At 58.5% G+C, this 23900-nt stretch carries 24 protein-coding genes and 3 pseudogenes; 21 read left to right on the top strand and 6 right to left on the bottom strand.

Features of this window, described 5'->3' with window-relative positions; all coding sequences use genetic code 11:
* Nucleotides 1-170 precede the first annotated feature (170 nt).
* On the bottom strand, nt 171-455 hold the full coding sequence (locus AC0NID_RS00515) for a hypothetical protein (protein WP_474033397.1): 285 nt from the start codon (nt 453-455) through the stop codon (nt 171-173).
* A 210-nt stretch (nt 456-665) separates the two neighbouring features.
* Between AC0NID_RS00515 and AC0NID_RS00510 the strand changes: the two genes are divergently transcribed.
* Nucleotides 666-1019 (top strand): hypothetical protein, encoded by a 354-nt coding sequence (locus tag AC0NID_RS00510; RefSeq protein ID WP_473459411.1) that lies wholly within the window; start codon nt 666-668, stop codon nt 1017-1019.
* A gap of 29 nt (nt 1020-1048) precedes the next feature.
* Here AC0NID_RS00510 and AC0NID_RS00505 read toward each other — a convergent pair.
* Nucleotides 1049-1197 (bottom strand): annotated as a pseudogene (locus tag AC0NID_RS00505) (transposase); the annotation flags it as partial.
* Between the two features lie 208 nt (nt 1198-1405).
* On the opposite strand from AC0NID_RS00505, the gene AC0NID_RS00500 reads away from it, so the two are divergent.
* Both AC0NID_RS00500 and AC0NID_RS00495 read left to right on the top strand, forming a co-directional pair.
* The gene (locus tag AC0NID_RS00500; RefSeq protein WP_473459409.1) at nt 1406-2167 is read left to right on the top strand and encodes a class I SAM-dependent methyltransferase; all 762 of its coding nucleotides are present in this window, start codon (nt 1406-1408) and stop codon (nt 2165-2167) included.
* Between the two features lie 203 nt (nt 2168-2370).
* Entirely contained in the window at nt 2371-3552 is a 1182-nt protein-coding gene (locus tag AC0NID_RS00495; protein ID WP_474033396.1) for a M24 family metallopeptidase, read from the top strand.
* A 38-nt stretch (nt 3553-3590) separates the two neighbouring features.
* Here AC0NID_RS00495 and AC0NID_RS00490 read toward each other — a convergent pair.
* Nucleotides 3591-3808 (bottom strand): annotated as a pseudogene (locus AC0NID_RS00490) (helix-turn-helix domain-containing protein); the annotation flags it as partial.
* 515 nt (nt 3809-4323) lie between these two features.
* On the opposite strand from AC0NID_RS00490, the gene AC0NID_RS00485 reads away from it, so the two are divergent.
* The 12 genes from AC0NID_RS00485 to AC0NID_RS00430 all read left to right on the top strand — a co-directional run bounded on the left by AC0NID_RS00485 (nt 4324) and on the right by AC0NID_RS00430 (nt 17116).
* On the top strand, nt 4324-5577 hold the full coding sequence (locus AC0NID_RS00485; protein ID WP_473459269.1) for a methylaspartate ammonia-lyase: 1254 nt from the start codon (nt 4324-4326) through the stop codon (nt 5575-5577).
* A gap of 19 nt (nt 5578-5596) precedes the next feature.
* A complete protein-coding gene (locus AC0NID_RS00480) occupies nt 5597-6748 on the top strand; it encodes a CaiB/BaiF CoA transferase family protein (protein ID WP_473459267.1) in 1152 nt (383 codons plus the stop codon).
* Between the two features lie 121 nt (nt 6749-6869).
* Nucleotides 6870-7790: an HpcH/HpaI aldolase/citrate lyase family protein gene (locus AC0NID_RS00475; RefSeq protein WP_473459265.1), complete on the top strand. Its 921-nt coding sequence runs from the start codon at nt 6870-6872 to the stop codon at nt 7788-7790.
* 165 nt (nt 7791-7955) lie between these two features.
* Complete coding sequence (locus AC0NID_RS00470) at nt 7956-8882, top strand: LysR family transcriptional regulator (RefSeq protein WP_473459263.1); 927 nt, start codon at nt 7956-7958, stop codon at nt 8880-8882.
* Between the two features lie 195 nt (nt 8883-9077).
* Nucleotides 9078-10511: an NAD-dependent succinate-semialdehyde dehydrogenase gene (locus tag AC0NID_RS00465; protein ID WP_473459261.1), complete on the top strand. Its 1434-nt coding sequence runs from the start codon at nt 9078-9080 to the stop codon at nt 10509-10511.
* A 6-nt stretch (nt 10512-10517) separates the two neighbouring features.
* Nucleotides 10518-12062 (top strand): fumarate hydratase, encoded by a 1545-nt coding sequence (locus AC0NID_RS00460; RefSeq protein WP_473459259.1) that lies wholly within the window; start codon nt 10518-10520, stop codon nt 12060-12062.
* Between the two features lie 68 nt (nt 12063-12130).
* On the top strand, nt 12131-12628 hold the full coding sequence (locus AC0NID_RS00455) for an Lrp/AsnC family transcriptional regulator (protein ID WP_473459257.1): 498 nt from the start codon (nt 12131-12133) through the stop codon (nt 12626-12628).
* A 162-nt stretch (nt 12629-12790) separates the two neighbouring features.
* Nucleotides 12791-14197: an aminotransferase gene (locus AC0NID_RS00450; protein WP_473459256.1), complete on the top strand. Its 1407-nt coding sequence runs from the start codon at nt 12791-12793 to the stop codon at nt 14195-14197.
* A 663-nt stretch (nt 14198-14860) separates the two neighbouring features.
* Nucleotides 14861-15586, top strand: a complete 726-nt coding sequence (locus AC0NID_RS00445) for a LuxR family transcriptional regulator (RefSeq protein ID WP_473459254.1) — start codon at nt 14861-14863, stop codon at nt 15584-15586.
* 100 nt (nt 15587-15686) lie between these two features.
* Entirely contained in the window at nt 15687-16313 is a 627-nt protein-coding gene (locus AC0NID_RS00440) for an acyl-homoserine-lactone synthase (protein WP_473459252.1), read from the top strand.
* Between the two features lies 1 nt (nt 16314).
* Nucleotides 16315-16566, top strand: coding sequence for a transcriptional regulator domain-containing protein (locus tag AC0NID_RS00435; protein WP_473459250.1), 252 nt, complete (start codon nt 16315-16317; stop codon nt 16564-16566).
* A 64-nt stretch (nt 16567-16630) separates the two neighbouring features.
* A complete protein-coding gene (locus tag AC0NID_RS00430; RefSeq protein WP_473459248.1) occupies nt 16631-17116 on the top strand; it encodes a DNA -binding domain-containing protein in 486 nt (161 codons plus the stop codon).
* A 30-nt stretch (nt 17117-17146) separates the two neighbouring features.
* On the opposite strand, the gene AC0NID_RS00425 is transcribed toward AC0NID_RS00430, so the two are convergent.
* Nucleotides 17147-17398 carry a DNA -binding domain-containing protein gene (locus AC0NID_RS00425; protein WP_473459246.1) on the bottom strand — a complete coding sequence of 84 codons (252 nt, stop codon included), beginning with the start codon at nt 17396-17398 and terminating at the stop codon, nt 17147-17149.
* Nucleotides 17399-17527: 129 nt separating this feature from the next.
* Between AC0NID_RS00425 and AC0NID_RS00420 the strand changes: the two genes are divergently transcribed.
* The 3 genes from AC0NID_RS00420 (at nt 17528) to AC0NID_RS00410 (ending at nt 18879) form a co-directional block, all read left to right on the top strand.
* Nucleotides 17528-17737: a helix-turn-helix domain-containing protein gene (locus AC0NID_RS00420; RefSeq protein ID WP_473459244.1), complete on the top strand. Its 210-nt coding sequence runs from the start codon at nt 17528-17530 to the stop codon at nt 17735-17737.
* Between the two features lie 302 nt (nt 17738-18039).
* Entirely contained in the window at nt 18040-18255 is a 216-nt protein-coding gene (locus AC0NID_RS00415) for a helix-turn-helix domain-containing protein (RefSeq protein ID WP_019863473.1), read from the top strand.
* A 420-nt stretch (nt 18256-18675) separates the two neighbouring features.
* Nucleotides 18676-18879 (top strand): helix-turn-helix transcriptional regulator, encoded by a 204-nt coding sequence (locus tag AC0NID_RS00410; protein ID WP_473459241.1) that lies wholly within the window; start codon nt 18676-18678, stop codon nt 18877-18879.
* Nucleotides 18880-18925: 46 nt separating this feature from the next.
* Here the strand turns inward: AC0NID_RS00410 and AC0NID_RS00405 are convergent.
* Together AC0NID_RS00405 and AC0NID_RS00400 are read right to left on the bottom strand one after the other, a co-directional pair.
* A pseudogene (locus AC0NID_RS00405) lies at nt 18926-19227 on the bottom strand (transposase); the annotation flags it as partial.
* A 330-nt stretch (nt 19228-19557) separates the two neighbouring features.
* Nucleotides 19558-19695, bottom strand: a complete 138-nt coding sequence (locus tag AC0NID_RS00400; RefSeq protein ID WP_214393614.1) for a hypothetical protein — start codon at nt 19693-19695, stop codon at nt 19558-19560.
* A gap of 198 nt (nt 19696-19893) precedes the next feature.
* Here AC0NID_RS00400 and AC0NID_RS00395 point away from each other — a divergent pair, with 198 nt between their 5' ends.
* The 3 genes from AC0NID_RS00395 (at nt 19894) to AC0NID_RS00385 (ending at nt 23559) form a co-directional block, all read left to right on the top strand.
* Entirely contained in the window at nt 19894-21231 is a 1338-nt protein-coding gene (locus AC0NID_RS00395) for a serine hydroxymethyltransferase (RefSeq protein WP_473459239.1), read from the top strand.
* A gap of 58 nt (nt 21232-21289) precedes the next feature.
* Nucleotides 21290-22465 carry a methionine adenosyltransferase gene (gene metK, locus AC0NID_RS00390; RefSeq protein WP_473459237.1) on the top strand — a complete coding sequence of 392 codons (1176 nt, stop codon included), beginning with the start codon at nt 21290-21292 and terminating at the stop codon, nt 22463-22465.
* A 101-nt stretch (nt 22466-22566) separates the two neighbouring features.
* Nucleotides 22567-23559, top strand: a complete 993-nt coding sequence (locus tag AC0NID_RS00385) for an adenosine kinase (protein ID WP_473459235.1) — start codon at nt 22567-22569, stop codon at nt 23557-23559.
* Nucleotides 23560-23900: the final 341 nt, after the last annotated feature.

Below are 23900 nucleotides of genomic sequence, written 5' to 3'. Positions count from 1 at the left end.
TTGAGATTCATGGCCGCGTAGAACCCCTGGCACCACGGCCGGGGATCGATGCCGCCGCTGGGCTTGCGAATCGGGGCGCATAATCCTGCGGTCTGTCGAAGAGCGTCTCGTTGATTCGATCGTAGATCCTGGCGAGGCTGGCAAACACGGCGTAATCGATTGCAGATCCTTTACCCCGTGAGCATCCAGTATTGCGGGTCCGGGAACCGCGGCCCGGTGACCGCTGCCGTTACGATGCCATCCAGCGCCGACATGGTCCGCACCAGCGGGCGACGGTTGGTTCTGACGGCCCTCCAGGCCTCCAGTGCCTCGTCCGATAGCGCCATGTCATCGATCGGCGCTCGTGCCGCCAAGGAGAGTGGCATCTCTTGGCGGCGCACCCAGCTCCACGGCATCAGCTTGTCCCAGCGCGAGGCTGGCCAGTCGTTCTGGATGCGCTCCGTGACATCGGCCATGTAGGCTTCGACATCGATGTCGCAGAGCTTTCAGGTCTCGATGATGCTGAGCACGACCGCTGACCGCTCTGCCGCGGCGAAGTTGCCCGAGAAAAGCCAATTGCGCCTGCCGACGTTAATCCACGAATGGCCCGCTCCGCGATCAGATTGTCAGGCTCGAGCTGGCCATCGTAGAGGAAACGGTTGAATGCGCGGCATCGCTTGGTGCCATTGGCGAAGACCTTCGATATCGGCATGGCGCGAAAAACCGTTACCCTGGAGCATGAGCTGTCGTCGCAGCGCGCGGACCAGTGGTCGGGTCCGCGTTCGACGTGCGGCCTCGCTCGGCGGGCGGGAGCCCCGTATCTCTTCCTCGATCCGGTAGATCGCCTGGATACCGGCCATGCCGTCGTGGCTGAGCTCGGTCGGCTGGCTGTGGTGAAAAGCGGGATATTGGTGCAGCCGTTCCGGACGGCGACCGCATGTGAGTTGGACCAGGCTCGGAAATACGCCGCGCCGCGTCAACGCAGTTGGGCTCAAACCTGGATAGTTCCGCCAACAAAAAAGGAAGAATTGCGCCTTTGATATCACTTGACCTGAAACTTGTCATCTGAGCGGCAGATGAACTCGTCCGCCGAGACGGTCATGACCTTTTGCCGATTACTGGGCCGGCAGTTCTTTCAGCGAAACGAACCGTGCCGTGCTCGAAGTCGATGAGGCGGTTCTTGGAGATGGCGACGCGGTGCGTATAGCGCCCAGCGGGAGAGAGGGCGGAGCAGTGCCTCAAGAAACCCCATGCCGGCGCACGGTACAATCGCCAACACGGCATGGTCAATGACTGTTGCAAAAGTTTAACGAGAGTATGAAAACATTCACAAATATTTTCTTTAACTATGCTACGACATATGCGAAAATTCGATCATAAGGTCAGAAGATATCTAAAAAATCATCAAAGTAGAAGGAGAAACCATATGAACGATAAGAGTGGCAATGAGGTTTCTTTATCAGAACTTGAGTCATACTTCAGTGAAGATTACGTCCATTTTGGAAATGTGATCAATCCGCCGAAGAAAAGTGACCGACAAGTGGAAGTAATTTTGAAGCTTCTTTCTCTTGCACAAGGCAGCTTAGTTCTTGAGCTTGGGTGCGGCTATGGGCGGATTACCAACCGATTGGCGGAAAAAGGGGCGCAGGTAGCCGGACTTGATATCTCGCCGATCTTGCTAAAAAAGGCCGAAGCGGATGCGGCTGAACGCGGAGTAAATGTCGAGTATGTTCTGGGCGACATGCGCTCACTTCCCTGGCGAAATCGATTCGACGCGGCTTTTCTGTGGTACACGACCTTTGGCTATTTCGATGACGCGGATAATGAGAGAGTTCTTCGTGAAGCCGCTTCTTCACTTCGAAAGGGCGGGCGTCTGCTAATCGATAACCCCAATCGCTTCGAGTCCCTGCGCCGCAAGTTTCCTACATGTTCCGTTGCGCAGCGTAACGACGATGTACGAATCGATATATTTAGCAACGATGTGCTAAGCGATCGCGAAAACCTCGAAAGGATTATCGTCCGTGATGGACGCGTTACACGAACGCACCTTTCTTATAGGCAGTATGGGTTTTCTGAATATGTTCGGATGTTGCGAAGCGCGGGGTTCGAGACTGTTGAAGCTTATGGGGGGGAAGGTGAAGCGTTTACATCCGATAGCTCGCGCCTGGTGGTTGTCGCACACAAATAATATAAACGGCATAGCCTAGCTGAATTGCGTGTCCGAAAAACCATTACTAGGCCAGCGGCGAAATCCCTCGTTAGGCGCCGTATCTTAAAGGATTCGGCAAGACTCATTGGCACCTTGCGCGTTACCAAAATTACGCCTTCGAGAAAGTATGCCAATTGATTGCCTCGTGCAATCGTCATTTACCAGAGAGAGGAAAACTGCTCATGCCCACATCTAGTCAACAGGAACGCGCGCCTGCATTTAGTCAACAGGAATACCGCGAGCGCACTGCTCGGCTGCGACAGCAAATGGCGGCGAACGGTATGGATGCGCTGCTTGTCATGAACGAAAATAATATGAACTATCTCACCGGCTATGACGGGTACTCGGAGTACGTTCCGCAGCTCGCTCTCGTGTGTCAAGACGATGAAGATCCGTGGCTGATTTTGCGCGAAATCGACACTTTGTGCGCAACGCCGACCTCGTACCTGCCACAATCGCGCATCCTCAGTTATCCCGAGAAGTACATTGGGTCGAGCCAGCGGACGGCATGGCAGCCGATTGGCGATCTGATCCGCGAGCGCACCAAGTCGAATCGCATCGGGGTCGAACTGACGGCCAAAACGTTTGGAGTGAAGGACCATGCCGCGCTCGGTAACAGCTTGGACTCCTCGAAGTTCATCGACGCTGATGGCATGATTTCTAAGCTCAAGAGGGTAAAATCACCAGCTGAGCTTGCCTACATGGAACAGGCCGGAAAGATCGTGGATAGGGCCATGCAGGTGGGCCGGCTCGAGATCGCTGCTGGGGCGCGCGAATGCGACGTAGGGGCTGCCGTCACGCATGCTTTGGTCAAAGGCACACCGGAAATTCCCGGGGGTGTTTGCGCCTTTCCAACCATGCCGGTTGGCTCTCCCGCCAACGCACCGCATCTTTCGTGGTCCGACGCGAGCTATAAGATGGGCTGTCAGACTAATTTCGAGATTGGCGCCTTTCGACACCGTTATGCCTGCGCCCTGTCACGGACGGTTTTTTTGGGCGAGCCAACGGCTCGGGCCCGGCACCTGCATCAAGCCGCCCTCGACGGCTTCCTCGCGCAGGTCGAAACGCTACGGCCGGGAGTTAAGTGCTCTGAAGTTTCGCAAGCATTCCAGCGCGCCTTTAAACCATACGGCGTGCGTAAGGAATCCAGGAGCGGCTACTCCATCGGCCTTGGTTGGGTCGACAGCGGAATCAGCTTCCAAGAGGACGACGACACCGTGATTGAACCCAACATGACCTTCCACGTCCTCATCGGCATTTTTGAGAAGGATGACGGCTACATCTTCAGTGAGACTGTCCGAGTGACCGAGAACGGCGCCAAGTCGCTGAGCAGCATGCCCCGTGACCTGCTGGTAAATTACTGACTGTCCAGCATTGCGATGCCGGCGCTTGCTCAGGCGCATGCGCTCAGATCGGGAAAGGCCGAGACCCGTTCGCAGCAGATAGTCGACAAAGGGGGCCGCCCCGCCTGTCGCGGGCCATAGGCGGGGAGTTCGAGCCGCGCTCGATGTATTTGCGGACTGTCTTGGGATCGCGGCCCGTTCGTCGGGCGATCGCGGTCACGGACAGACCCTGACGGTGTATATCCAATATCATCAGCAGTTCTCCAAGTTGGACCACCAGCGCCGCTCCCGTCCCGCAAAGACCGGAACGGACTATCGACGCCAAGCGAAAGTCGCCAGTTCCGGGACGCGTCCCGGCACTGGCGGCAGCAGCGCCAACTAGGGAGTTTTCGATGCCCACAATCGGGGAATATTCACCGCCCGATGACATCCAGTCCCTGCAATCCAGAAACTATCCGCTATTTATTTAGCTCAGTCGAGGGGTGCACTCCAGTCGCGGACGGATGTGCGGACCGGCTGCTCCGGCATGCCGTCGTCATCAAGATCGCAGCCACCGTGCCTCAGGAGTATGCCTATCTCGTCCCCGAGCACAGCCCCCTCATCAGCCCTTGCCGGCACCCAAACCGCCCGGCCGCCAGTCCCCCGTCGGCAGCCGCTGGCCATCTGGAAGCGCGATGGCACCATCCGGGAGATTATATTGGCGACCTGAATGCCATATGGCGCATATTTGGCCAGCAGCGGTTCGTACTGATCCGTCCGTCAACATAGTCCGGCAGAAATCGAGCAAAGTAAGTGCAGATCAAAGACGTCCTCCTTGCGCCGGGCAATGGTGCATTTTTCTATGACGACCAAGTTGCGATCAGGGCCGGCGTCCCGCAGGACGGTTTCATCTATGTGGGCGAACCTGTCACGCCAGGCTTCACGTCCATTCGCGTTCCGGCATCTTCTCTCAGCGTCGGGCTTGTGCTCACCGACGACGCAGTGGTTTGGGGCGACATGATGGGGGTTCAGTACTCTGGTGCTGGCGGACGCGATCCTTTGTTCGATATTGCTCAAATTTCAGATTTGACGTCGCGGGTCATGGCACCGCGGCTTCTCGACGTCGATGCATCTCGTTACTTTGATGCCTGTGCGAAGGTCTTCGAGCCGTTCGAAAATACGAGCCTACCTCTCGCGCTTGAGTACGGCGTCAGTCAGGCGATGCTTCGAGCGGCGGCCCACCTCCGCCGCACGACGATGGCAGAGATCGTATGCGCTGAACTCGACCTCCCGCTGCCCGCACACAGAGTCCCGATTTACTGCCAGAGCGGCGATGCTCGCGAAATCAATGTAGATAAAATGATACTGAAGGCCGTGGATGTGATCCCTCACGGCCTGATCAACTCCCGGCAGAAATTCGGCGTCGACGGCCAGGCCTTCATGGAGTTCGTGAAGTGGGTTGCAACGCGTACGCGCCAAATCGGCCGCCCGGGGTATCATCCGGTGCTGCATTTCGATGTGTATGGCTGGATCGGCCTAGAAATCGGCCTGGAGGCCCAACGGATCGCCGACTTTATCTGCAGGGTGGCGGATATCGTTCCGGGTTTTACGCTCAACATCGAATGCCCGGCGGATTTTGGTTCCACGCAGGCTCAAATCGATAACTACGCCGAGATCGTATCGGTTTTGGATGACCGGGGCTCCGGCGCTCGCATTGTCGTCGACGAGAGGTGCAACACGCTCGAGGATATTCGACTCTTTGCTGAAGCGAAGGCCGCGCATCTCGTTCAAATCAAGACCCCGGATGTGGGCTCCATTGCCGACACGGCGCGTGCCGTTCTCCTCTGCAAAGCGAACAAAGTGGGGGCCTATGTTGGGGGAAGCTGTACGGAGACCGATCTCTCAGCCCAAGCTTCTGTCCACGTATCGGTGGCAACCCAGGCTGACATGATGCTTGCAAAGCCCGGAATGGGTGTCGACGAGGCATTCTCTATTGTTGGGAATGAACAAAACCGGTTGCTGGTGATGCTGAACCGTCGTCGGGCTCAAAACGAAAACGTTGGATGAAAAGCGCGGTGTGTCACCAATGCACAATAGCCTTGAGGGGATCACCGTCGTCACTGTGGAGCAGGCCGTTGCCGCGCCTTACGCGTCGTCTCGCCTTGCGGATGCCGGCGCCCGGGTAATCAAGATCGAACGGCCCGAAGGGGACTTTGCTCGAAACTATGACAAGCTGGTCCGGGGGCAGAGCGCTTACTTCGTCTGGCTCAACCGGGGTAAGGAGTCGGTGTGTCTGGACCTGAGATTGGAGGCGGACCGCGAGGTTCTCGATACGCTTATTGTCGAAGCTGACGTCTTTATCCAAAACCTGAAGCCGGGCAGTATCGAAAAACTGGGTTTCGGGTCTGCTGATCTCCGTCGGCGATTTCCGCGTCTGATCACCTGCGATATCTCTGGTTTCGGCGACACAGGGCCGTACTCCCATTTGAAGGCCTATGATCTCATCGTCCAGGCCGAAACCGGTCTATGCGCGATCACGGGCAACCAACAGGGGCCTGCGCGTGTAGGGGTCTCGGTTTGCGACATCTCCGCGGGCATGACGGCGCACAGTGCCATTCTTCAGGCACTTTATCACCGCGAGGTCACCAGCGAAGGGGCCAGCATTCAGGTGTCGTTGTTCGATGCCGTTGCCGACTGGATGAACGTGCCGGTTCTGCAAAACGACTATAGCGGCTATCACACGGTACGCGCGGGCGTGAAGCACCCGTCGCTGGTGCCGTATGGTGCCTATCGTTGTGCCGATGGCAAAGAGGTCATCTTTTCGGTTCAAAATGACCGCGAATGGGTAAGTTTCTGCGAGAAATTCCTTAAGCAGCCGGAGCTTACGCGCGCATCTGGTTTCGCCGATAATATGGAGCGCCTCGGTCACCGTGCGCAACTTGATGAGATTATTGAGAGACGCTTTTCCGAACTGTCCTGTCATGAAACGATGCGGGAGCTTGAGGCCGCCGGTTTGGCATATGGCCGACTGAACGAAGTGGCGGATGTTTCAAGACATCCACATATTCGCAGGGTGCAGGTTGGCACACCCGAAGGAACCGTCGAGACCATAGCGCCGGCGGCGATTTTCAACTCTGAGCGCCCCTCGCTGCGTCCGGTTCCGGCTCTTGGCGCTCACACGGAGACTGTCCGAGAAGAGGTTCTGCGGATTTTGCGTGAAAGAGCCGCGTCGGCGTGAGCGTGCGTCTTGTCGGTAAGGCGGGTGCGCTCACGATCTACAGGAGAGCGTGTGTACCTCGGATCATCCAGCGAATCGGAGGCCCAGCGAGCTCGCTAAAATCAACCGCAGAGGCGACTCCATGATCAAGGACACCTTTCCGGCCATTGAAAGCGCTATGTCTGTGCCCCGCTGGAGATCCCTGCTCTTCGTTCCCGCTCACGTTCCGCGCTTTGTTAAGAGGGCCCATGAGCGGGGTGCAGATGGCGTCATTCTCGACCTGGAGGACTCTGTTCCCCAGGATCAGAAGGGCCAGGCACGGCGGCAGCTCCCAGAATCCGTGACAAAAGTGGGTCGTAACGGCGCGTCGGTTTTGGTCCGCGTGAACCGTGGCCTGCGCGCGCTGGCTGCCGACCTTGAAGCAGCGATCGTCGCAGGCGTCAATGCGCTTGTCCTTCCCAAGGTGGAGTCGGCCGAATGGGTGATGGAAGTCGCTGCTACCGTGACTGAACTTGAGCACGAAAGGAATCTTGACGCGGGAAGCGTTCGGTTCGTTGCCCAGATCGAAACTCCGGGGGCATTGGCGAGACTCGCGGCAATAGCTTCGGCCCATCCACGGATGGCCGCGATGGCGCTTGGCCCGGAAGATTTCAGCGCGGCCGTTGGCGGGACACCAGGTCCGGAGCTTCTTTTAGGACCGAACCTTTCGGTCTTGTTCGCCGCCCGCGCGAGAGGTCTGCTGCCTCTGGGATTCGTTGGAAGTATCGGGGAGTTCTCGGACACGCAGAAGTTCCGCGATGTCGTCATACAGGCAAGGCGGCTCGGTTTCGTCGGAGCGTTGGCAATTCATCCGAAACAGGTTGCCATCCTGAATGAAGCCTTCTCGCCTAGCGCGGAGGAGTTCGAGTGGGCCCGGCGCGTGCTCGCGGCCGAAAGGGATGCTGCGGCAGAGGGTAGAGGTGCTTTTACCTTGGACGGAAAGATGGTCGATGCCCCGGTTGTCAGGAGGGCCCGTGAAATCATCGCCATGGGTCCGAGCCGAGTTGGGCATTTGAACGGCTAATTTAGCCCAGACTCGGACGACACGACACGAAGGTGCTCCACTTGCCTCGGCCGTGGATTGCCACGGCGATTGCTGCAGTGCGGCACAATTATTGCTTTCTCGCCATCACTTTTCGAGATAGATAGGGGGAAGTGGGGAAAGTGCCTCAGTTGGGCTCTTCAAGTTATGGAAATTAGGCAGTTAAAATACTTCGTCGGCGTAGTCGAAGCAGGCAGCTTCACGAAGGCCGCTGCGTTCCTCAATATTGCTCAGAGCGCTCTGAGCCTGCATGTGCGTCAGTTGGAGGAAGGCTTCGGCACTCAGCTGCTGATACGCGACAGGACCGGCGTGAGCGTGACGACGTCAGGAGCCAAACTGCTCGAACGAGCGCGGGCAATTCTCAAGGAAATTCGGCTCACCGAGGCGGAATTGACCAACACAGCCGCTTCCCCTGCCGGGGAGGTGACCATTGGCATTCCGTCTGGAGCCGCTCGCGTGCTGAGCGGCCCCCTGCTTGAATCAGTGAGAGCCGAGCTGCCGAGGGTCTCACTAAAGATGATCGAGGGCATGACGGGACCGCTGGAGGAGTGGATGGCTGCTGGCCGCTTCAATCTGGCAGTTCTCTACCGCACTGCGGATAGTGTGGCACGAATGACAATCTTGGCGCGCGAAGAGCTCTGTCTCGTGGTGCCGTCAGGTGAAGCGCCTTTCGAAGATTCGATATCTCTGGCGGATCTACACGCGTTCCCGCTGGCGGTTCCCATGCGCAATAACAATGTCAGACGTTCGGTGGCTGACGTCGTCGCACAACACGGTTGCGCGCTGGACGTCAAGTTTGAAGTGGACTCGCTCTCAACGATCATCAACATGGTTATAGAAGGAAAAGCCCATTCTATTCTCGCCCCCTCGGCCGTTCAAAAAGAAGCCTCTCAAGGGCTGGTTAGGACGGTCAAAATCGTCGATCCGGTTATCACCCGTTCCGTCGTGCTTGCCGTAAATCCGAAAGATGAGCGTTCTGCGGCCGTCTCCGCGGTCCGCAAGCTCATCCCCAAGGTCGCCAGAGAATTAATTGAGAGTCGGGCCTGGGCAGCCGCGGCACCTGACGCGGCCTGAACTCTTCACCCTATTTGGCAAGGCTATGTCTTCTTGCGGCCATCAGGATCAGATCGATCTGGATTCCAGATGGATTTCGGCAATATTCGATATTTGACCTGCCGCGACACTCGCGATGAAACTGGCTCAGGCGAGTTAGCGGGTTCGGTATCGAACGGCGCTCGTATGCAAGAATTCACTTAAGTGGAGCACGCGATGTTCGATGCCAGGAGCTACGAACTCTTCATCAACGGCCAATGGCGAGCCGGTGGTAGCAGAGCTACATTGCCGGTGATTAATCCGGCGACGGAAAAGGTATTTGCCTCGGTGGCCTCGGCAACGGTTTTTGATTTGGATGAGGCTCTTGCTTCGGCAGAACGGAGCCGCAAGGCGTGGTCCTCACGAGCAGCCAAAGATCGGGGCGAGATCCTCGTAGCCGCCGCCAGGATTCTAGCAGAGAAAGTTGGAGCCGCAGCTAGGGACCTATCGTCCGAACAGGGAAAGACGATTGCCGAAGCGACAGGTGAGTACGCGCGCGCTGTCGAAACGCTGGAATGGAACGGCAGGCATGCTGAAGAGCTGTCGGCCCCGATTCCGTTGGGCCCGAATAGGATGATCGTCCCGGAGCCGCTCGGTGTTGTTGCTGCCTTCACGCCCTGGAATTATCCGGCCGTTCTCATAGCCCGCAAGCTCGCCCCCGCGCTGGCGGCAGGCTGCCCGGTGATTCTCAAAGGGGCTGAAGAGACACCGAGCGTGGCGGTCCATATCGTTGAATCGTTGCGCCAAGCAGGCATCCCGGAGGGCGTGGTCAATCTGGTCTTCGGTGTACCGGTGCATATATCGCGGCATCTCCTCAGTTCGCCAATCGTGAAGGTCTTGACTTTCACGGGTTCAACCGCGGTTGGGAAACAGCTGGCCACGCTCGCTGCGAATAACTTGCAGCGCTGCATCCTTGAACTCGGTGGACACTCGCCGGTCGTTGTGTGCGAGGATGCCGATCTGGCAAAGGCAATACCGGCAATTTCGGAATACAAGTTCGAGTGCGCTGGCCAGAGCTGCAATGCGCCGAGCAGGATTCTCGTCGCTCGGTCTCTCAATGAGGAATTCTTGTCCCGAATGACGGATGCGGCTCGCAAGATCAAGATCGGGCTACCAGACGACCCTGCAACGGAAATGGGGCCGATGGCGAACGCACGGCGGATTGAGGCCATGGAACGCCTGACTAAAGACGCGGTCGAACGCGGCGCTCGCATCGAGACCGGTGGAACACGCCTCGACGGACCGGGCTTTTACTGGCCGCCAACCATCCTGACGGGCGTGCCGAAGGATGCCAGAGTGCTTCATGAAGAGCCGTTTGGACCGATCCTCACCGTGGCTCCGTTCGATACGCTCGAAGAGGCCATCGAGGAAGCCAACGCCACTGAGTATGGCTTGGCCGCTTACTTCTTCACGGACGCTGCCGATACGCAACGAAAGCTGACCAACAGTCTTTCGGCGGGCGCTGTCAGTGTGAATTACCTGAAAGGGGTTTCAGCGGATGCGCCTTATGGAGGCGTCAACCAGAGCGGCTATGGATATGAAGGAGGCGAGCAGGGGGTACGGAGCTTCCAGATCTTGAAAATGGTGAACGGCCTCGGTTCATTTGGATGAAATCCGGTGGGAAATAGAACACGGACCATTGCCGGCAAGGACATCGTAAGGAGTGTGGCCGACGCCCTTCAGTACATCTCGTACTACCATCCTCCAGATTATATCCGGTCTCTTTCGCAGGCATACTCGCGCGAACAGAGCCCAGCGGCGAAGAACGCCATAGGGCAGATTCTCCTGAACTCCCGCATGGCGGCCTTCGGGCGGCGCCCGATCTGCCAAGACACCGGCCTAGTAGTGGTCTTCGCAAAGGTCGGCATGGAAGCCCGCATCAAATCAACGCTCAGTTTCGCAGATCTCGTGAATGAGGGCGTCCGTCAGGCCTATCTGGACCCTGACAATCCCCTTCGGGCATCGATCGTTGCCGATCCGCTTGCCGGACGGGTTAACACCCGTGACAACACGCCGGCAGTCGTCCACGTCGAACTCGTGCAAGGTAACCAGATCGAGATCACCATTGCCGCAAAAGGCGGCGGGTCAGAGAACAAGGCGCGCTTTACCACCTTGAACCCCAGCGGGTCCGTTTCCGATTGGGTGGTCGATACCGTTTCGACCCTCGGCAGCGGATGGTGTCCGCCTGGCCTGATCTCTGTTGGCATCGGTGGTAGCGCTGAAAAGGCGATGCTGCTGGCCAAGGAGGCCATGAACCAGCCCATCGATATGGCGGAATTGATCGCCAGGGGGCCATCAAGTGCGGAGGAGGCACTGCGGGTCGAGCTTTATGAACGAATTAATGCCCTAGGCATCGGCGCTCAGGGCCTAGGCGGCCTGACGACAGTCGTTGACGTCAAGGTTGCGACCTATCCTACCCACGCCGCGTCCAAGCCCGTGGCACTCATTCCGCAATGCGCCGCCAACCGGCACCTGAAGTTTACGTTGGATGGCTCTGGACCAATCACGCTGGAGCCGCCCGATTTGCGCGCATGGCCCGACATTGGAACCGACGAATTGAGTCCAGCCGGCGTGCGAAGAGTCAACCTCGATGCGTTGACCAAGGAAGAGACGGCATCGTGGCGCTGTGGTGAAACGCTCCTTCTGTCCGGAAAGATGCTGACAGGCCGTGACGCCGCCCACAAGCGGATGGTCGAGTTGATCGACGCCGGCAGGCCGCTTCCGTTCGATCTGAAGGGACGCGTTATCTACTACGTTGGACCCGTCCGCGCCGTGAGAGATGAGGTCGTCGGACCGGCAGGCCCAACAACCTCCAGCCGCTTGGACGATTTTACGGAGAAGGTGCTCGCCGAAACCGGGCTTTTCGCGATGGTGGGCAAAGCGGAGAGGGGGCGGGCGGCCATCGAGTCGATTGTAAGATACAAAACGCCATATCTCATCGCAGTGGGTGGGGCTGCCTACCTGATATCAAAATCGATCAAGTCAGCGCGGCTCATTGCCTTCGACGACCTGGGCATGGAAGCAGTCTATGAATTCCAGGTGCAGGATATGCCTGTCATCATGGCTGTCGATATTGAGGGAAACTCCATTCACAATTCCGGGCCTCTTGAGTGGCGCAAGCGCATGGCGGCGGACAGCATCGCACGCAACATCGGCGTTTGAGCCTTCCGACCAAGCTCGGTTGGGCGGCGTCAATTCCATTGTCGACAACGGCTTAAGAGCACAACGTCATGAAGTCGAAACCCAATCCTGCGCGCCTAGACGCTTGGGACTTCCGGATTCTCTCCGAGATTCAGTCAGACGGCCGGATTTCAAAAAGCGAGCTTGCAAAACGCGTTCATCTTTCGGCGTCGGCCTGCTCGGAGCGGCTCCGTGCACTCGAGATAGCAGGGATTATTGAGGGGTTCTACGCGCGGCTGAGTCCGGCCCTCATCGGCGGCATGGTCTTTGTCATGGTGGAGGTCGTGCTGGAACGTCATCGCCTCGAGGACCAAAGACACTTCGAGACTGCGATCGGAGAATTTCCGGAAATCCTGGATTGCTGGGCTATCGGCGGGCGGATCGATTATCTGATGCGCGTCGCATCTCCTTCTATGGCTGCGTATCAGGATTTCATGGAGGGACTGCTACAGGCAGGCTTGGGAATCGATCAATATTACAGTCTTGTCGTGACCAAACCAGTCAAATCCAATTCACCAATCCCCTTGTCCGCACTAAGGCGACGGTAAACCCCGAGGCCATGGTTTCCACGGCTTTTGATCCCCATTCCGCGAATTCGTCGGCGAAGGACGTGCATTCCCGCGAAACTGGAGAGGCGTTTGCGGTATGCTAATTGCTAAGGAGGCGGCCGGCCGAGTGCCCTCCGCCAATCCATCGCGAGGAGAGGGACTATGCGGTTGAGTAATCTTGGAACCGAGCAACTCAGAGAGAAGGATCGAAGCTTCGTCTTTCATCCGTCTACGCATCTGGCCAAGCACAGCCGAGGCGAGACCCCAAATCGGATCATGGCCGGTGCGGAAGGCGTGTACATCTGGGATACCGAAGGCCGAAAGAGCCTCGACGGGTTCGGTGGGCTCTACTGCGTCAATATGGGATATGGCTGCACGGAAATTGCCGAGGCCATCGCCAGGCAGGCACACGAATTGCCGTTCGCCCATGTCTATGCAAGTCAAGGAACAGAGCCGGTCGCCCTCTTGGCAGAGGCCGTGGTCGAGTATTTTGGTCAGAACATGCGAAGGGTCTTTTTCGGCCTTTCCGGCTCCGACGCCAACGAAACCAACATCAAGCTGGTCTGGTACTACAACAACATTCTGGGACGCCACGAAAAGAAGAAGATCATCTCGCGACATCGCGGCTATCACGGTTCTGGGCTGGTCACCGGGAGCCTGACGGGCCTCGCCTTCTTTCATGATTTCTTCGACCTGCCGTTGGATCTGGTGCGCCATACCACGACGCCGCACCACTATCGCCAGGCGCATGACGGGGAAAGTGATCAAGCGTTCTCGGGGCGCTGCGCGGATGAACTTGAAGCCCTTATCCTCGCTGAAGGCCCGGAGACCGTTGCAGCTTTTATCGGAGAGCCGGTGCTTGGGACAGGCGGTATCGTCCCACCCCCAAACGGATACTGGACCGCTATCCAAGGCGTGCTCGACAAGTACGATATCCTGCTGATCGCCGACGAAGTGGTCTGTGGGTTTGGACGAACCGGTGAGAAATTCGGTTCCCACCTCTATGGCATGCGGCCGGACTTCGTGACCATCGCCAAGGGTTTGAGTTCCGCCTACCTGCCCATCTCCGGATCAATCATTGGCGACCGCGTCTGGTCGGTCTTGGAACAAGGAACAGAGAAGCACGGCGCCCTCGGCCATGGCTGGACATATTCGGGTCACACGCTTTGCGCTGCGGCCGCGCTCGCCAATATTCGACTCCTAAAGGAAAGAAATATCCTGGAGCATGTCCGCGATGTCGGACCGTATTGGCATGCCCGCATGAATGCCGAACTGGCGGGACACCCTATCGTCGGCGAGGTTCGTGGTGTCGGAATCCTCTCCGCCGTAGAGCTGATGCGAGATCCAAAGCAGAGAATACCGTTTGAATCCGATCTTCAGGTCGGCGTTCGCGCCGCCGCAGCTCTGTTCGAGAACGGTGTCATCGGCCGCGCCATGCCGCACGGCGATATCCTCGGCTTTGCCCCGCCTTTGATCATCACCCGGAAGGAGATCGACATAATTGTCGACGCAACCGCGAAATCGGTCGAGATGACCTATCGCGCGCTGAAGGCCGAGGGTGCGATATGAACATACGAGCGCCGACGGAAGCGAGCCCCGGGTTCGACGCCGGCCCGGCTAACCAATGTGGTGGTCCCTGGGATGAACTTTCCCACGGAGCAGACGCTTTGACGTCAGCCTGTCGTTAGGACTGGTCGCCCATTGGTGTCCCATTGGTGAAGACGGGTTGATAGCGCATTTCGCGCCAAGCCGACCGAAACCGCTAAACTTGAAGCCGTCAGATTCTAAGCATGCTTCGGATAACTTCGATCGCAAGCGATAACCAAATCAGTTCTGCCGCCGCTGTCCTGTTGCCCAACGACCGGGGGTTTGTGCGGCGCGCCCTGCCGGTGTACCTCCCTGCCGGCAGGGCGCCTTTTTTGACCCGCTGGATCTGGGTGATTGTAGCGCGTCCGCAATCGAGAGTTCGAGAAGGAGGTCATCTGCATATCCGGATGGCACATCGAGCTTCGATATTTCTGTTATGCCATGGCAACCGCCCACAATCGCAGCTTCCGACGCGCGGCTGACGGCAGCCGGCGTGGAGGTCGCACGCATCTCCCTTCACATGATCGAAGGTCCGGGGAGTAGTCACCGCGGTGAATTTTCTCCAGCGTCGAATATCTCGGGGGCAAGTCTTCTCGCCGTGGCTGCCACGAAGCCAGAAAGTCCCAGGTTTAATTGAAAACATAAATGCAGCTTGTCTTCGAAACTTTGCTGGAACAGTTGTCTTTGAGCGTTGATGAAGTCGACTTCTATAACGCACTGGCCAGCGCCGCCGGCGCCTTCGATATTCCCGCATTCGCCTATCTGTCTCTGGTGTCTGATCGCGTCACAAAACCCAGGCTGATATCGAACTATCATTCCGGCTGGACGTCGCGCTACTTGCGCCACCAATATGAAAGGATCGACCCGGTCATAGAATGGGCAAGGTGCAGCGAATGTCCCTTTCAGTGGGGACCGGGTTTCGGCCATGCCGGCATTTCAACGCGACAGCAACAGCTTTTCGATGAGGCTGCCGAATTCGGCATCTGCTGCGGACTGACGATACCACTTGTCGACCGCCGCGGCGGTGTCGCTGCGATGACCTTCGCGGCAGACAGGCTCGATCCGACCTTCCTGCGCATCGCCGAGCAATATGAACAGGCGCTCGAGATTATGGCGATGTGCTTTCACATTGGCGTTCGCCGCAAGCTTTCGGGTGGTCTGGCGGTGGATGGTGTTTCGCTGACGCCCCGTGAGTACGAATGCCTGCAATGGACGGCGAAGGGCAAGTCCGCCTGGGAGATCGGCTGCATCTTGGGGATCAAGGCGCGCACGGCCGCTTTCCATTTGGACAATGCCAAGAAGAAGCTCGGCGTGCGCACCAAAAATCAGGCGGTGACGCTGCTGGCCTCCTCACGATCATCAATTCTCTGAGGAACAGAATCCCTCTTTGATCTACCTGTGCAAATGCACAGGCAGTCGCGGCATGAAGGTTCGCCTCAAATGGCAGGGTCACACCTGCGAGGAGACCCTCATGATTGAGCTTATTGCGCCCGGCTGGTACGTCGCCTTTGCCGACGAACTTCACGAAATACACCGCCTGCGCTACCGCGTCTTCAAGGAACGGCTGGACGGGCGCACGACCGGCGGCTTCGAGATCAATTCATTCGATTCCCTGAAACCGCACTATCTTGTCTGGCGCGATTCCGCCGGTCGCGTCGGGGGCGGCGCACGCCTTCTGCCCTCGACTGGGCCGACGATGCTGCGAGATGTCTTTTCGAGGCTGTTGGAGGGGAGAACGGCACCCGAGGAACCGAGTGTGTGGGAAAGCAGCCGTTTCGCCCTTGATCTTCCACCGTCTGCACCGAAGGGCAGTGGGAGCATTGCTGTTGCCACCTATGAACTCTTCGCCGGCATGATCGAGTTCGGTTTGTCGCGGCGGCTCACTCATATCGTCACGGTTACGGATTTGCGGATGGAGCGAATCCTGCGTCGCGTCGGACGGCCGCTGGCCCGGATAGGTCCGCCCCAGACAATCGGCACCACGCGCGCCGTTGCCGGCTTTTTGGATGTCTCAGATGAGAGCCTTGCTGCGGTCCACCACAATGGCGGTCTTGGCGGTCCCGTGCTGTGGCCGCCGGTGCTCTGCACGGGCGCCTGACATGGTTATGATAGGTAACAACGCCGACTGGCGCGACTGGCAGGATGAGAAATCTTATCGCTATACACGCTACCTGACGCGACGCGGCTGGGCCTGGGAATTCCTGCGGCGCAATCCGGCCTTCCAGCGTGACCTGGAGCGTGCGCTTGAGCAGGCAGAATTTGCAGAAAGGCGCTTCGAGGTAGAAGTGGTGAGATCGTCGCTCGATCTCACGCGGTGGGGGCTCCTGTTTCGCAAGCTCGTTGAGGCGTGATGCGGCTGCGTTCTGGTGCTCCCGCCAATGCCCGCATGTCCTGCCGGTCATTGCGGAAAAGGCATTGTCGCGCGAAACGCTTTCGTTTGATCTCGCTGCATTGCCATGTCGGGTAGCAATCGTGATCACGGCGGACGGTCGCCAGCATGTCGCGCTGCGAAATGCTCACCGGGATTTACAACTGGTTGTGGAGGGCGCGGACGTTTTGCGCCCCGTTCGGCTTTCCGTCGACGCGATCTGGCCCGCCGATCGGATGAGGCAGCAGTTGAGTGCGTTCGAATGCCTTAATGCTCTTCACGCGACCGGACAACTTCCCGACAGGCTGTTTCCGCCCGAAGCGCGCGCCAGCCGTCTGCGCTTTGTCCTTCAGGCGCTTGACGGCTCGCTAGGCGGTGCATCGCACCGTGAAATCGCAAGGGCCCTGTTGGGCCGGCAACGCGTCCAGGCCGACTGGGCGGATCCGCGCAACCACCTTCGCGATCGCATTCGCCGTGCTGTCCGGCGCGGTCACATGCTCATGGATCGTGGCTATCAGGATTTCCTAGCCTGAAAGCAATTGGAATAGCTTACCTGGAGGCGGTCAGCGCGCGAACAGTTCTTTGTATCCAGTCGAAACCATCCAGTTTGCCCGATCGAGATGGCTGCGAACCGCCATTCGGGCGCGCTCAGGTTCTCGCATCGGATCGATGCCGAGGACGAGCTGCGCCATCTCGTCTTCGCTGGCATCGTCGGCGGACGCGTCCAGGAGCCTCATATAGATCGTGAAGTGCTCGTTGTCGTAAGCGGTCAGACGGTCCGACCACGGGACTTCGTCTTGAACTTTGGGTTTCATCGCGACCTCCTGCGGTTCGGGTTTGTCGTCATCGGATAGGGCGCGGCTGCTCCTCGGTTGGGCTCACCATAGCGAATAGGAACGATCGTTCCTAGAACCATAGTTCCGGTTCTGGTCCCTAATCTCGCCATGGACCTCAAGGAGATCATGGCGATCAACATGCGTCGTTTGCGCCATGATCAGGACCTGACGCAGGAAGAATTGGCTGCCCGCGCAGAGCTGAGCATGCGCTATGTGGGTTCGATCGAGCGTGCTCGGGTTTCCGCAAGCGTCAGTGTGCTTGGCCGGCTCGCAAAAGCGCTTGACGTTGATCCTTGTGAGTTGATTAGGCCGCAGTAACAAAGGCGATCTGGCCCATCCCGGATAGCCGAAATCGATTTTGATGGCGCGCAACCGGCCGCAAGTGAACTGAGCCCGCTTTCTTCGACATGGGTCTAGACCACTCGGCTTCGCTCCCTGGCGCAGCTTGCATGGCCTACAGCGCTGACCTTGAGCGATAATCATCGTCAGATCGCATCCGGGAAGTCGCGATCGCTAACAGTAGGTAGTTCGGGCAAAGTCGATGCTCGTGCCAGTTGCTCCCTAACTTTGTAGAGCATACTCCGTGGTGAAATCCTCAACAAGAGGGTGGCCTCTCGCCTATGGGAATCCGAGAGGTCTTTGCCCGCAATCTGCGTAGGCTTCGCGAGAAAAAGAAGCTGTCGCAGGAGGCGCTGGCACATGAAGCTGGTGTTGATCGAACCTACATCAGCGCTCTTGAGCGCAGTGTATATGCTGCTAGCATCGACATGGTCGAGAAACTCGCTATGGTGCTGGAGGTTGAGCCGGCAACGCTGCTCGATCCGCGATCTGAATAGACTTAAGCACCATCTGATGCCGGCATCTCTTCAATCGCCCCGCCAACGCCGGCTGCTGGAACAGCCGATAGCGGCGCGCAAGAACAAGGGCTTAACCCAGGCCAAGGTTGCCGAAGCGCTTCGCCGTCCGCAGTCTTTCGTGGCCAAGTATGAGGGCGGTGAACGTCGCATGGACGTCATTATTCCTCGACGTAGCGGAAGCGCTCGAAATCGACCCTTGCGAGGTTCTCGCACATGTGCGTCGCTTGCGTGACCGATAGCTCGTGCTGTGCTTGGCTTGAGGCGACCAACGTCATCAAAATCGCATCCCTGGATTTGCTGCCCCCGCGGCAGATGGTTTTGGCAAATCGATGACAATGTGGATTACATATTATAGTTGATATACTCAAGGCCCGTGATCCGCTGACCTCCGCGCATGGAATGCGCAAGCTGGTCGGACGAAATGCACGCAGGGTCAGGGAGAAGGCCGGCTTGACGCAGGAGCAGCTTGCCGAGTTCTCCGGCTTCAGCCAGCAGTACATCAGCGGGCTGGAGAAGGGCAAAAGGAACCCCACCATCGTCACTCTTTATGAACTGGCACAAGCCCTCCGTGTCAGCCACGTCGATCTGGTGCGACCTGACTGACCAGGATTAAGCGCTATTTGGAAATGCCGCCGACGCGCCGCGGACATTCGACTGCATCCGTCGTGTAAATGATGCTGCGCACACTCGGATAGGCGAAGAACGGCACGACGTGCTGCCAGTCGCGCCGCCACCTCTGGGTGATCGGCGGGTATCGCGGCCCAGTCGCCGGCCTCGAAGTCCTCCAGAGCCCCTTCATGCCGGCTTGGCGTCCGCGGCCCGGCAGATGGCGCTGAGCGTCGGCACGACGGTTTTGCGATCCTTCCGTGACACGAAATCAAGTAAATGGCGGATCAGGTGCACCATGCGGGTTAGAACTGTCGCCTAGGGAAAGGTGGCGCCGATCGCCTCCCTCTTGGCCAAGCTGTTCGCCAGCTTGCCGTCTTACCAGCACCTAGCCAATCTCGTTGCGTTCTTGTTTAGGCCTTGCAACAGATCCTTCAAGGAAATTCATGGAATCTTTGCGACCACAAATCGCTGTCAATGGTACGCTCACCACAACTATCAAGTTCAGTGGCGGCAGAAATCTGGTGTGTTTATGTTCTGCGGCCGAACAGCATTTGCGAAGAGCCCGATATGACAAAGCGAGCAGGACGAGGGGTTCGGTTCTTCTATTTGGCGCCGTGCTGACCAATGATGATACTTGTCGATCGCCTAATGACAGCAGCGCATCTTGATCGCCTACGGATCCTGGGCCTTTGCGCGCATGCCGACCTGACTGTCCGCGAACTGGCGGAGATTCTCGATCTTCGTCGGGAGCGTGTTGCGCGACACGTCCGGATGCTCGCCCGAGCCGACTTTCTTTGCGGCAACGGACAACGTCCTTTGTCCTCATATCATCTCAATGCAGGGGGCAAGGACGGAGGGTTGGTTCAATTCTTGGTCGATCTCCTGCCCCACGACGATGGGTGTCATAGGCGGGACCTGGAGCGGCTCGAGGCGGTACAAGACGCGTGGTCGAAGGAGACTGCTGCTTGATCGTGAAAAGATCTGCCCAGATGGGAGCGCGAAACTACCATGAAGAACTCCGCTGACCTAGCCATCGCAGAGCCCGGCAAATCTGGATGGTCTTCCTTGGTCCACGTCGATTGCCACGTTCACGAACTGCTTTTACGACAGAGGCGGCAGGAGCGGACGACGCTCAAACTCATCGCATCTGAGAACTTTGCCTCCTCAGCCGTACTGGAAGCGACCGGCTCGATCTTCACGAACAAGTACGCCCAGGGGTACTCGGGTGAGCGCGACTACGCGGGAAACGAGATCGTCGATGAGCTTGAGACCCTCGCGATTGGGCGCTTGAAATCGCTGTTTGGCAGTGAGCACGCCAACGTCCAGCCCTATTCCGGCTCACCAGCCAATCAGGCCATCTATCGAGCACTGTTGAGTCCGGGAGACAAAGTGATGGGCTTGCCTCTCGCCGAGGGCGGCCATCTGACTCATGGTTGGTCCGTCAACTTTTCCGGCACTGATTATCAACGCGTCCCCTATAGGCTGCACGAAAAGACGCAGCAAATCGACTATGACCGCTTGCGCGAGACAGCCAGGCGGGAACGGCCGAAACTCATTTGGGTCGGCGGAACTGCCTATCCGCGTGTCTTTGACTACGCGGCAATGGCAGAAATCGCTTCGGAGGCGGACGCCTATCTCGTGGCCGACATTGCGCACATCAGCGGCCTGATTGTCGCCGGAGCGCATCCGAATCCGGTGGCCGATTGCGACGTCGTCACCAGCACGTCTCACAAGTCGATCCGCGGCCCCCGTGGAGGCTTTATTTTGTCGAAGAATGAAGATCGCTATCAGGCGCTCTATCATCCTACGAGTAAATACAATCTCGCCAGACGGATTGATCGCGCGGTGTTTCCTCAACTGCAAGGTGGGCCGCACGTGAATATCATCGCCGCGCTAGCTGTTGCTTTGCAGGAAGCCGCGACCCCCTCTTTCCGCACCTACGGTCACCAGATCGTCAGGAATGCCAAGGCTCTGGCCGAGGCGCTTCTGGATCGGGGTTATGACCTGGTCACCGGCGGGACTGACAATCACATGCTGATCCTTGATCTGCGGGACCGGCCGCTATCAGGCAAAGCCTATGCCGAGCGCCTGGAAAGGGCAGGCATCATTACGAACTTCAATATGGTTCCGGGCGACCCGCGCGATCCGGCGCTCACAAGCGGCATCCGCTTAGGCACACCAGCGGTGACCTCCATGGGGATGCGTGAGGGGGAAATGGTGCAGATCGCCGCTTTCATTGATTTGGTCTGCCGCCAGCCCGACGACCCAGATGTTCATGCGAACGTGCGAAGAGACGTTGCCGACTTCTGCGCTGCATTCGATGTTCCCGGCATCAGCGACCGGTAAGGCCGCCCCAGTCCAGAAACCTCCCACCTGACTCCAACACTTGAAGCAAGGACATTCCATGACCAGGCAGTTCGTGTTCTCTTCCGAATCCGTCGGCGCGGGACACCCGGATAAGATGGCAGACAACATCTCCGATGCCATCCTCGATGCCATTCTCCGCACCGACCCGAAGGCGCGCGTGGCCTGTGAAACGTTGGTGAAAACAGGGATGGTCGTTCTGGCTGGCGAGATCACCAGCCACGCGGAGATCGATTACAGCCAAGTTGCCCGCGATACGATACTCGATATTGGCTACGACGACGATGCCATCGGCTTTGATGGTCGACGTTGCGCCGTCGTTCTGGCTCTCACCGAGCAGTCGCCCGACATAAGCCAGGGCGTTGACGAAGGACGAGGGCAGGATCTCGAGCAGGGGGCGGGGGATCAGGGCCTCATGTTTGGATTCGCATGCAACGAGACGGATACATTGATGCCCTTGCCGATCCAACTCGCTCACGATTTGACGAAAAGACAGGCAGAGATCCGGAAAACGGGACAGCTTGGCTGGCTGCGTCCGGACGTAAAATCTCAAGTGTCCGTACGATACGAGGGTCTCCGGCCGGTGGCGCTCGACACTATAGTCCTGTCGACGCAGCATGACGAGGCGGTCTCACAAGCCACGGTCCGCGAAGGCGTCATTGAGGAGATCATTAAGCCGCTCTTGCCGCACGACTTGGATACGACGGCGACCCGGTTCCTGGTCAATCCAACCGGCCGGTTCGTGGTCGGTGGGCCGCACGGCGATTGCGGGCTGACCGGCCGCAAGATCATCGTCGATTCCTACGGCGGGATGGGGCGTCACGGCGGTGGTGCCTTTTCGGGCAAGGACCCGTCCAAGGTTGACCGCTCGGCGGCCTATGCCGCCCGGTATGTCGCGAAGAATATCGTTGCCAGCGGACTTGCGGAGGTCTGCGAGGTTCAGCTTGCCTACGCTATTGGCGTGGCCAGTCCGGTTTCCGTCATGGTCAACACCTTCGGAACCGCAAGGATTGACGAGAAAACGATTGAGCGCCTTGTTCTTGAGCTCTTTGATCTCCGACCGAAAGGCATCATCAAGATGCTAGATCTCTTGCGCCCGATATACCGCAAGACGGCGACATACGGACACTTCGGCCGTGAAGAGCCTGAGTTCACCTGGGAGAAGACGGACAGAGCCGACGACTTGCTGCGTGAAGCAGGACCGGCAGCTGCGTGAAGGCGGCTTCATCAAGAGCATGCGGCACCCCTTTTCAACTCGCTACACCCGCGCCCGGCCGGCATGCCAGATAGCCGGATGGATTCTTGGCGGAGACATTGATGCCGGAATATGACGTGCTTTGCATCGGCAATGCCATTGTCGACATCATCGCCCAATGCGACGAGGCATTTCTCGAAACCAATGGCATCATCAAGGGCGCGATGAACCTCATCGACACCCGGCGCGCCGAGCTGCTCTACAGCCGCATGGGGCCGGCGATCGAGGCTTCCGGCGGCAGCGCCGGCAACACGGCGGCGGGCGTGGCCGGCCTCGGCGGACGGGCCGCCTTCTTCGGCAAGGTTTCCAACGACGCGCTGGGCGAAATCTACACGCACGACATCCACGCCCAGGGCGTGGCCTTCGATACCGGACCGCTGGAGGGCGAACCGCCGACGGCGCGCTCGATGATCTTCGTCACGCCCGACGGCGAGCGTTCGATGAACACCTATCTCGGTGCCTGCGTCGAGCTTGGCCCCGAGGATGTCGAGGCCGACAAGGCCGCCGGCGCCAAGGTGACCTATTTCGAGGGCTATCTCTGGGATCCGCCGCGCGCCAAGGAGGCCATCCGCCAGACAGCGAAGCTGGCGCATGCGGCGGGCCGCGAAGTGTCGATGACGCTGTCGGATTCCTTTTGCGTCGACCGCTACCGCGACGAGTTCCTCGAGCTGATGCGTTCGGGCACTGTCGACATCGTCTTTGCCAACAGCCACGAGATCAAGTCGCTCTACCAGACCGCGTCGTTCGAGGAGGCGCTCGCCGCCATCCGCAAGGACTGCAGAATAGCCGCTGTCACCCGCTCGGAAAAAGGCTCGGTGATCGTGCGCGGCGAGGAAACCGTCACTATCCAGGCGACAAAGATCAAGGAACTGGTCGACACGACCGGCGCCGGCGATCTCTATGCCGCCGGCTTCCTTTACGGCTACACGACCGGACGCAGCCTCAAGGATTGCGGCGATCTCGGCTCGCTGGCGGCCGGGCTGGTGATCCAGCAGATCGGCCCAAGGCCGAGGCAGGATCTACGCCGCGAAGCCCAACAGGCGGGGTTGATCTAACCGGACGATTCATCAACAAGCTGCCCGTCTCCTCTCCTGCAGGCTGTGCAGGGAAAGTGCGTGTAAATCGAAATGCCGGATGCCCCGAGTGAGACGGCAGCCGCTGAATGTCACGATCGATGGTTGATGGCGGTGCCGCCCTCCAGTGCGATCCTTCTGGCGTGCGATACAAGAAAGCGTTCGGATCAGCAGCTCGAGCTGTCGCAAATTGCTCGCCCGCCATGGTCGACGTCGTGTGCCAACAGTCGGCCCGGATCGCGATACGACAAAGCGGGTCAAGCGGCCAACTGGTCAGTTGACATCAACGCATCGCCCGATTGAGATTATCCTGCCGGGAGCGT

The sequence above is a fragment of the Mesorhizobium sp. WSM4821 genome (genome assembly GCF_055901555.1).
Note: the sequence above shows the minus strand (reverse complement) of the source record. Positions and strands in the feature narration are given on the sequence as shown.

What these genes read in the sequence shown, in the direction of transcription:
- AC0NID_RS00515 (WP_474033397.1), bottom strand. Translation starts at nt 455, where the DNA reads ATGGCCGATGTCACGGAGCGCATCCAGAACGACTGGCCAGCCTCGCGC.
- AC0NID_RS00500 (WP_473459409.1), top strand. Translation starts at nt 1,406, where the DNA reads ATGAACGATAAGAGTGGCAATGAGGTTTCTTTATCAGAACTTGAGTCA.
- AC0NID_RS00495 (WP_474033396.1), top strand. Translation starts at nt 2,371, where the DNA reads ATGCCCACATCTAGTCAACAGGAACGCGCGCCTGCATTTAGTCAACAG.
- AC0NID_RS00480 (WP_473459267.1), top strand. Translation starts at nt 5,597, where the DNA reads ATGCACAATAGCCTTGAGGGGATCACCGTCGTCACTGTGGAGCAGGCC.
- AC0NID_RS00475 (WP_473459265.1), top strand. Translation starts at nt 6,870, where the DNA reads ATGATCAAGGACACCTTTCCGGCCATTGAAAGCGCTATGTCTGTGCCC.
- AC0NID_RS00470 (WP_473459263.1), top strand. Translation starts at nt 7,956, where the DNA reads ATGGAAATTAGGCAGTTAAAATACTTCGTCGGCGTAGTCGAAGCAGGC.
- AC0NID_RS00465 (WP_473459261.1), top strand. Translation starts at nt 9,078, where the DNA reads ATGTTCGATGCCAGGAGCTACGAACTCTTCATCAACGGCCAATGGCGA.
- AC0NID_RS00455 (WP_473459257.1), top strand. Translation starts at nt 12,131, where the DNA reads ATGAAGTCGAAACCCAATCCTGCGCGCCTAGACGCTTGGGACTTCCGG.
- AC0NID_RS00450 (WP_473459256.1), top strand. Translation starts at nt 12,791, where the DNA reads ATGCGGTTGAGTAATCTTGGAACCGAGCAACTCAGAGAGAAGGATCGA.
- AC0NID_RS00445 (WP_473459254.1), top strand. Translation starts at nt 14,861, where the DNA reads ATGCAGCTTGTCTTCGAAACTTTGCTGGAACAGTTGTCTTTGAGCGTT.
- AC0NID_RS00440 (WP_473459252.1), top strand. Translation starts at nt 15,687, where the DNA reads ATGATTGAGCTTATTGCGCCCGGCTGGTACGTCGCCTTTGCCGACGAA.
- AC0NID_RS00435 (WP_473459250.1), top strand. Translation starts at nt 16,315, where the DNA reads ATGGTTATGATAGGTAACAACGCCGACTGGCGCGACTGGCAGGATGAG.
- AC0NID_RS00425 (WP_473459246.1), bottom strand. Translation starts at nt 17,398, where the DNA reads ATGAAACCCAAAGTTCAAGACGAAGTCCCGTGGTCGGACCGTCTGACC.
- AC0NID_RS00420 (WP_473459244.1), top strand. Translation starts at nt 17,528, where the DNA reads ATGGACCTCAAGGAGATCATGGCGATCAACATGCGTCGTTTGCGCCAT.
- AC0NID_RS00415 (WP_019863473.1), top strand. Translation starts at nt 18,040, where the DNA reads ATGGGAATCCGAGAGGTCTTTGCCCGCAATCTGCGTAGGCTTCGCGAG.
- AC0NID_RS00410 (WP_473459241.1), top strand. Translation starts at nt 18,676, where the DNA reads ATGCGCAAGCTGGTCGGACGAAATGCACGCAGGGTCAGGGAGAAGGCC.
- AC0NID_RS00395 (WP_473459239.1), top strand. Translation starts at nt 19,894, where the DNA reads ATGAAGAACTCCGCTGACCTAGCCATCGCAGAGCCCGGCAAATCTGGA.
- metK (WP_473459237.1), top strand. Translation starts at nt 21,290, where the DNA reads ATGACCAGGCAGTTCGTGTTCTCTTCCGAATCCGTCGGCGCGGGACAC.
- AC0NID_RS00385 (WP_473459235.1), top strand. Translation starts at nt 22,567, where the DNA reads ATGCCGGAATATGACGTGCTTTGCATCGGCAATGCCATTGTCGACATC.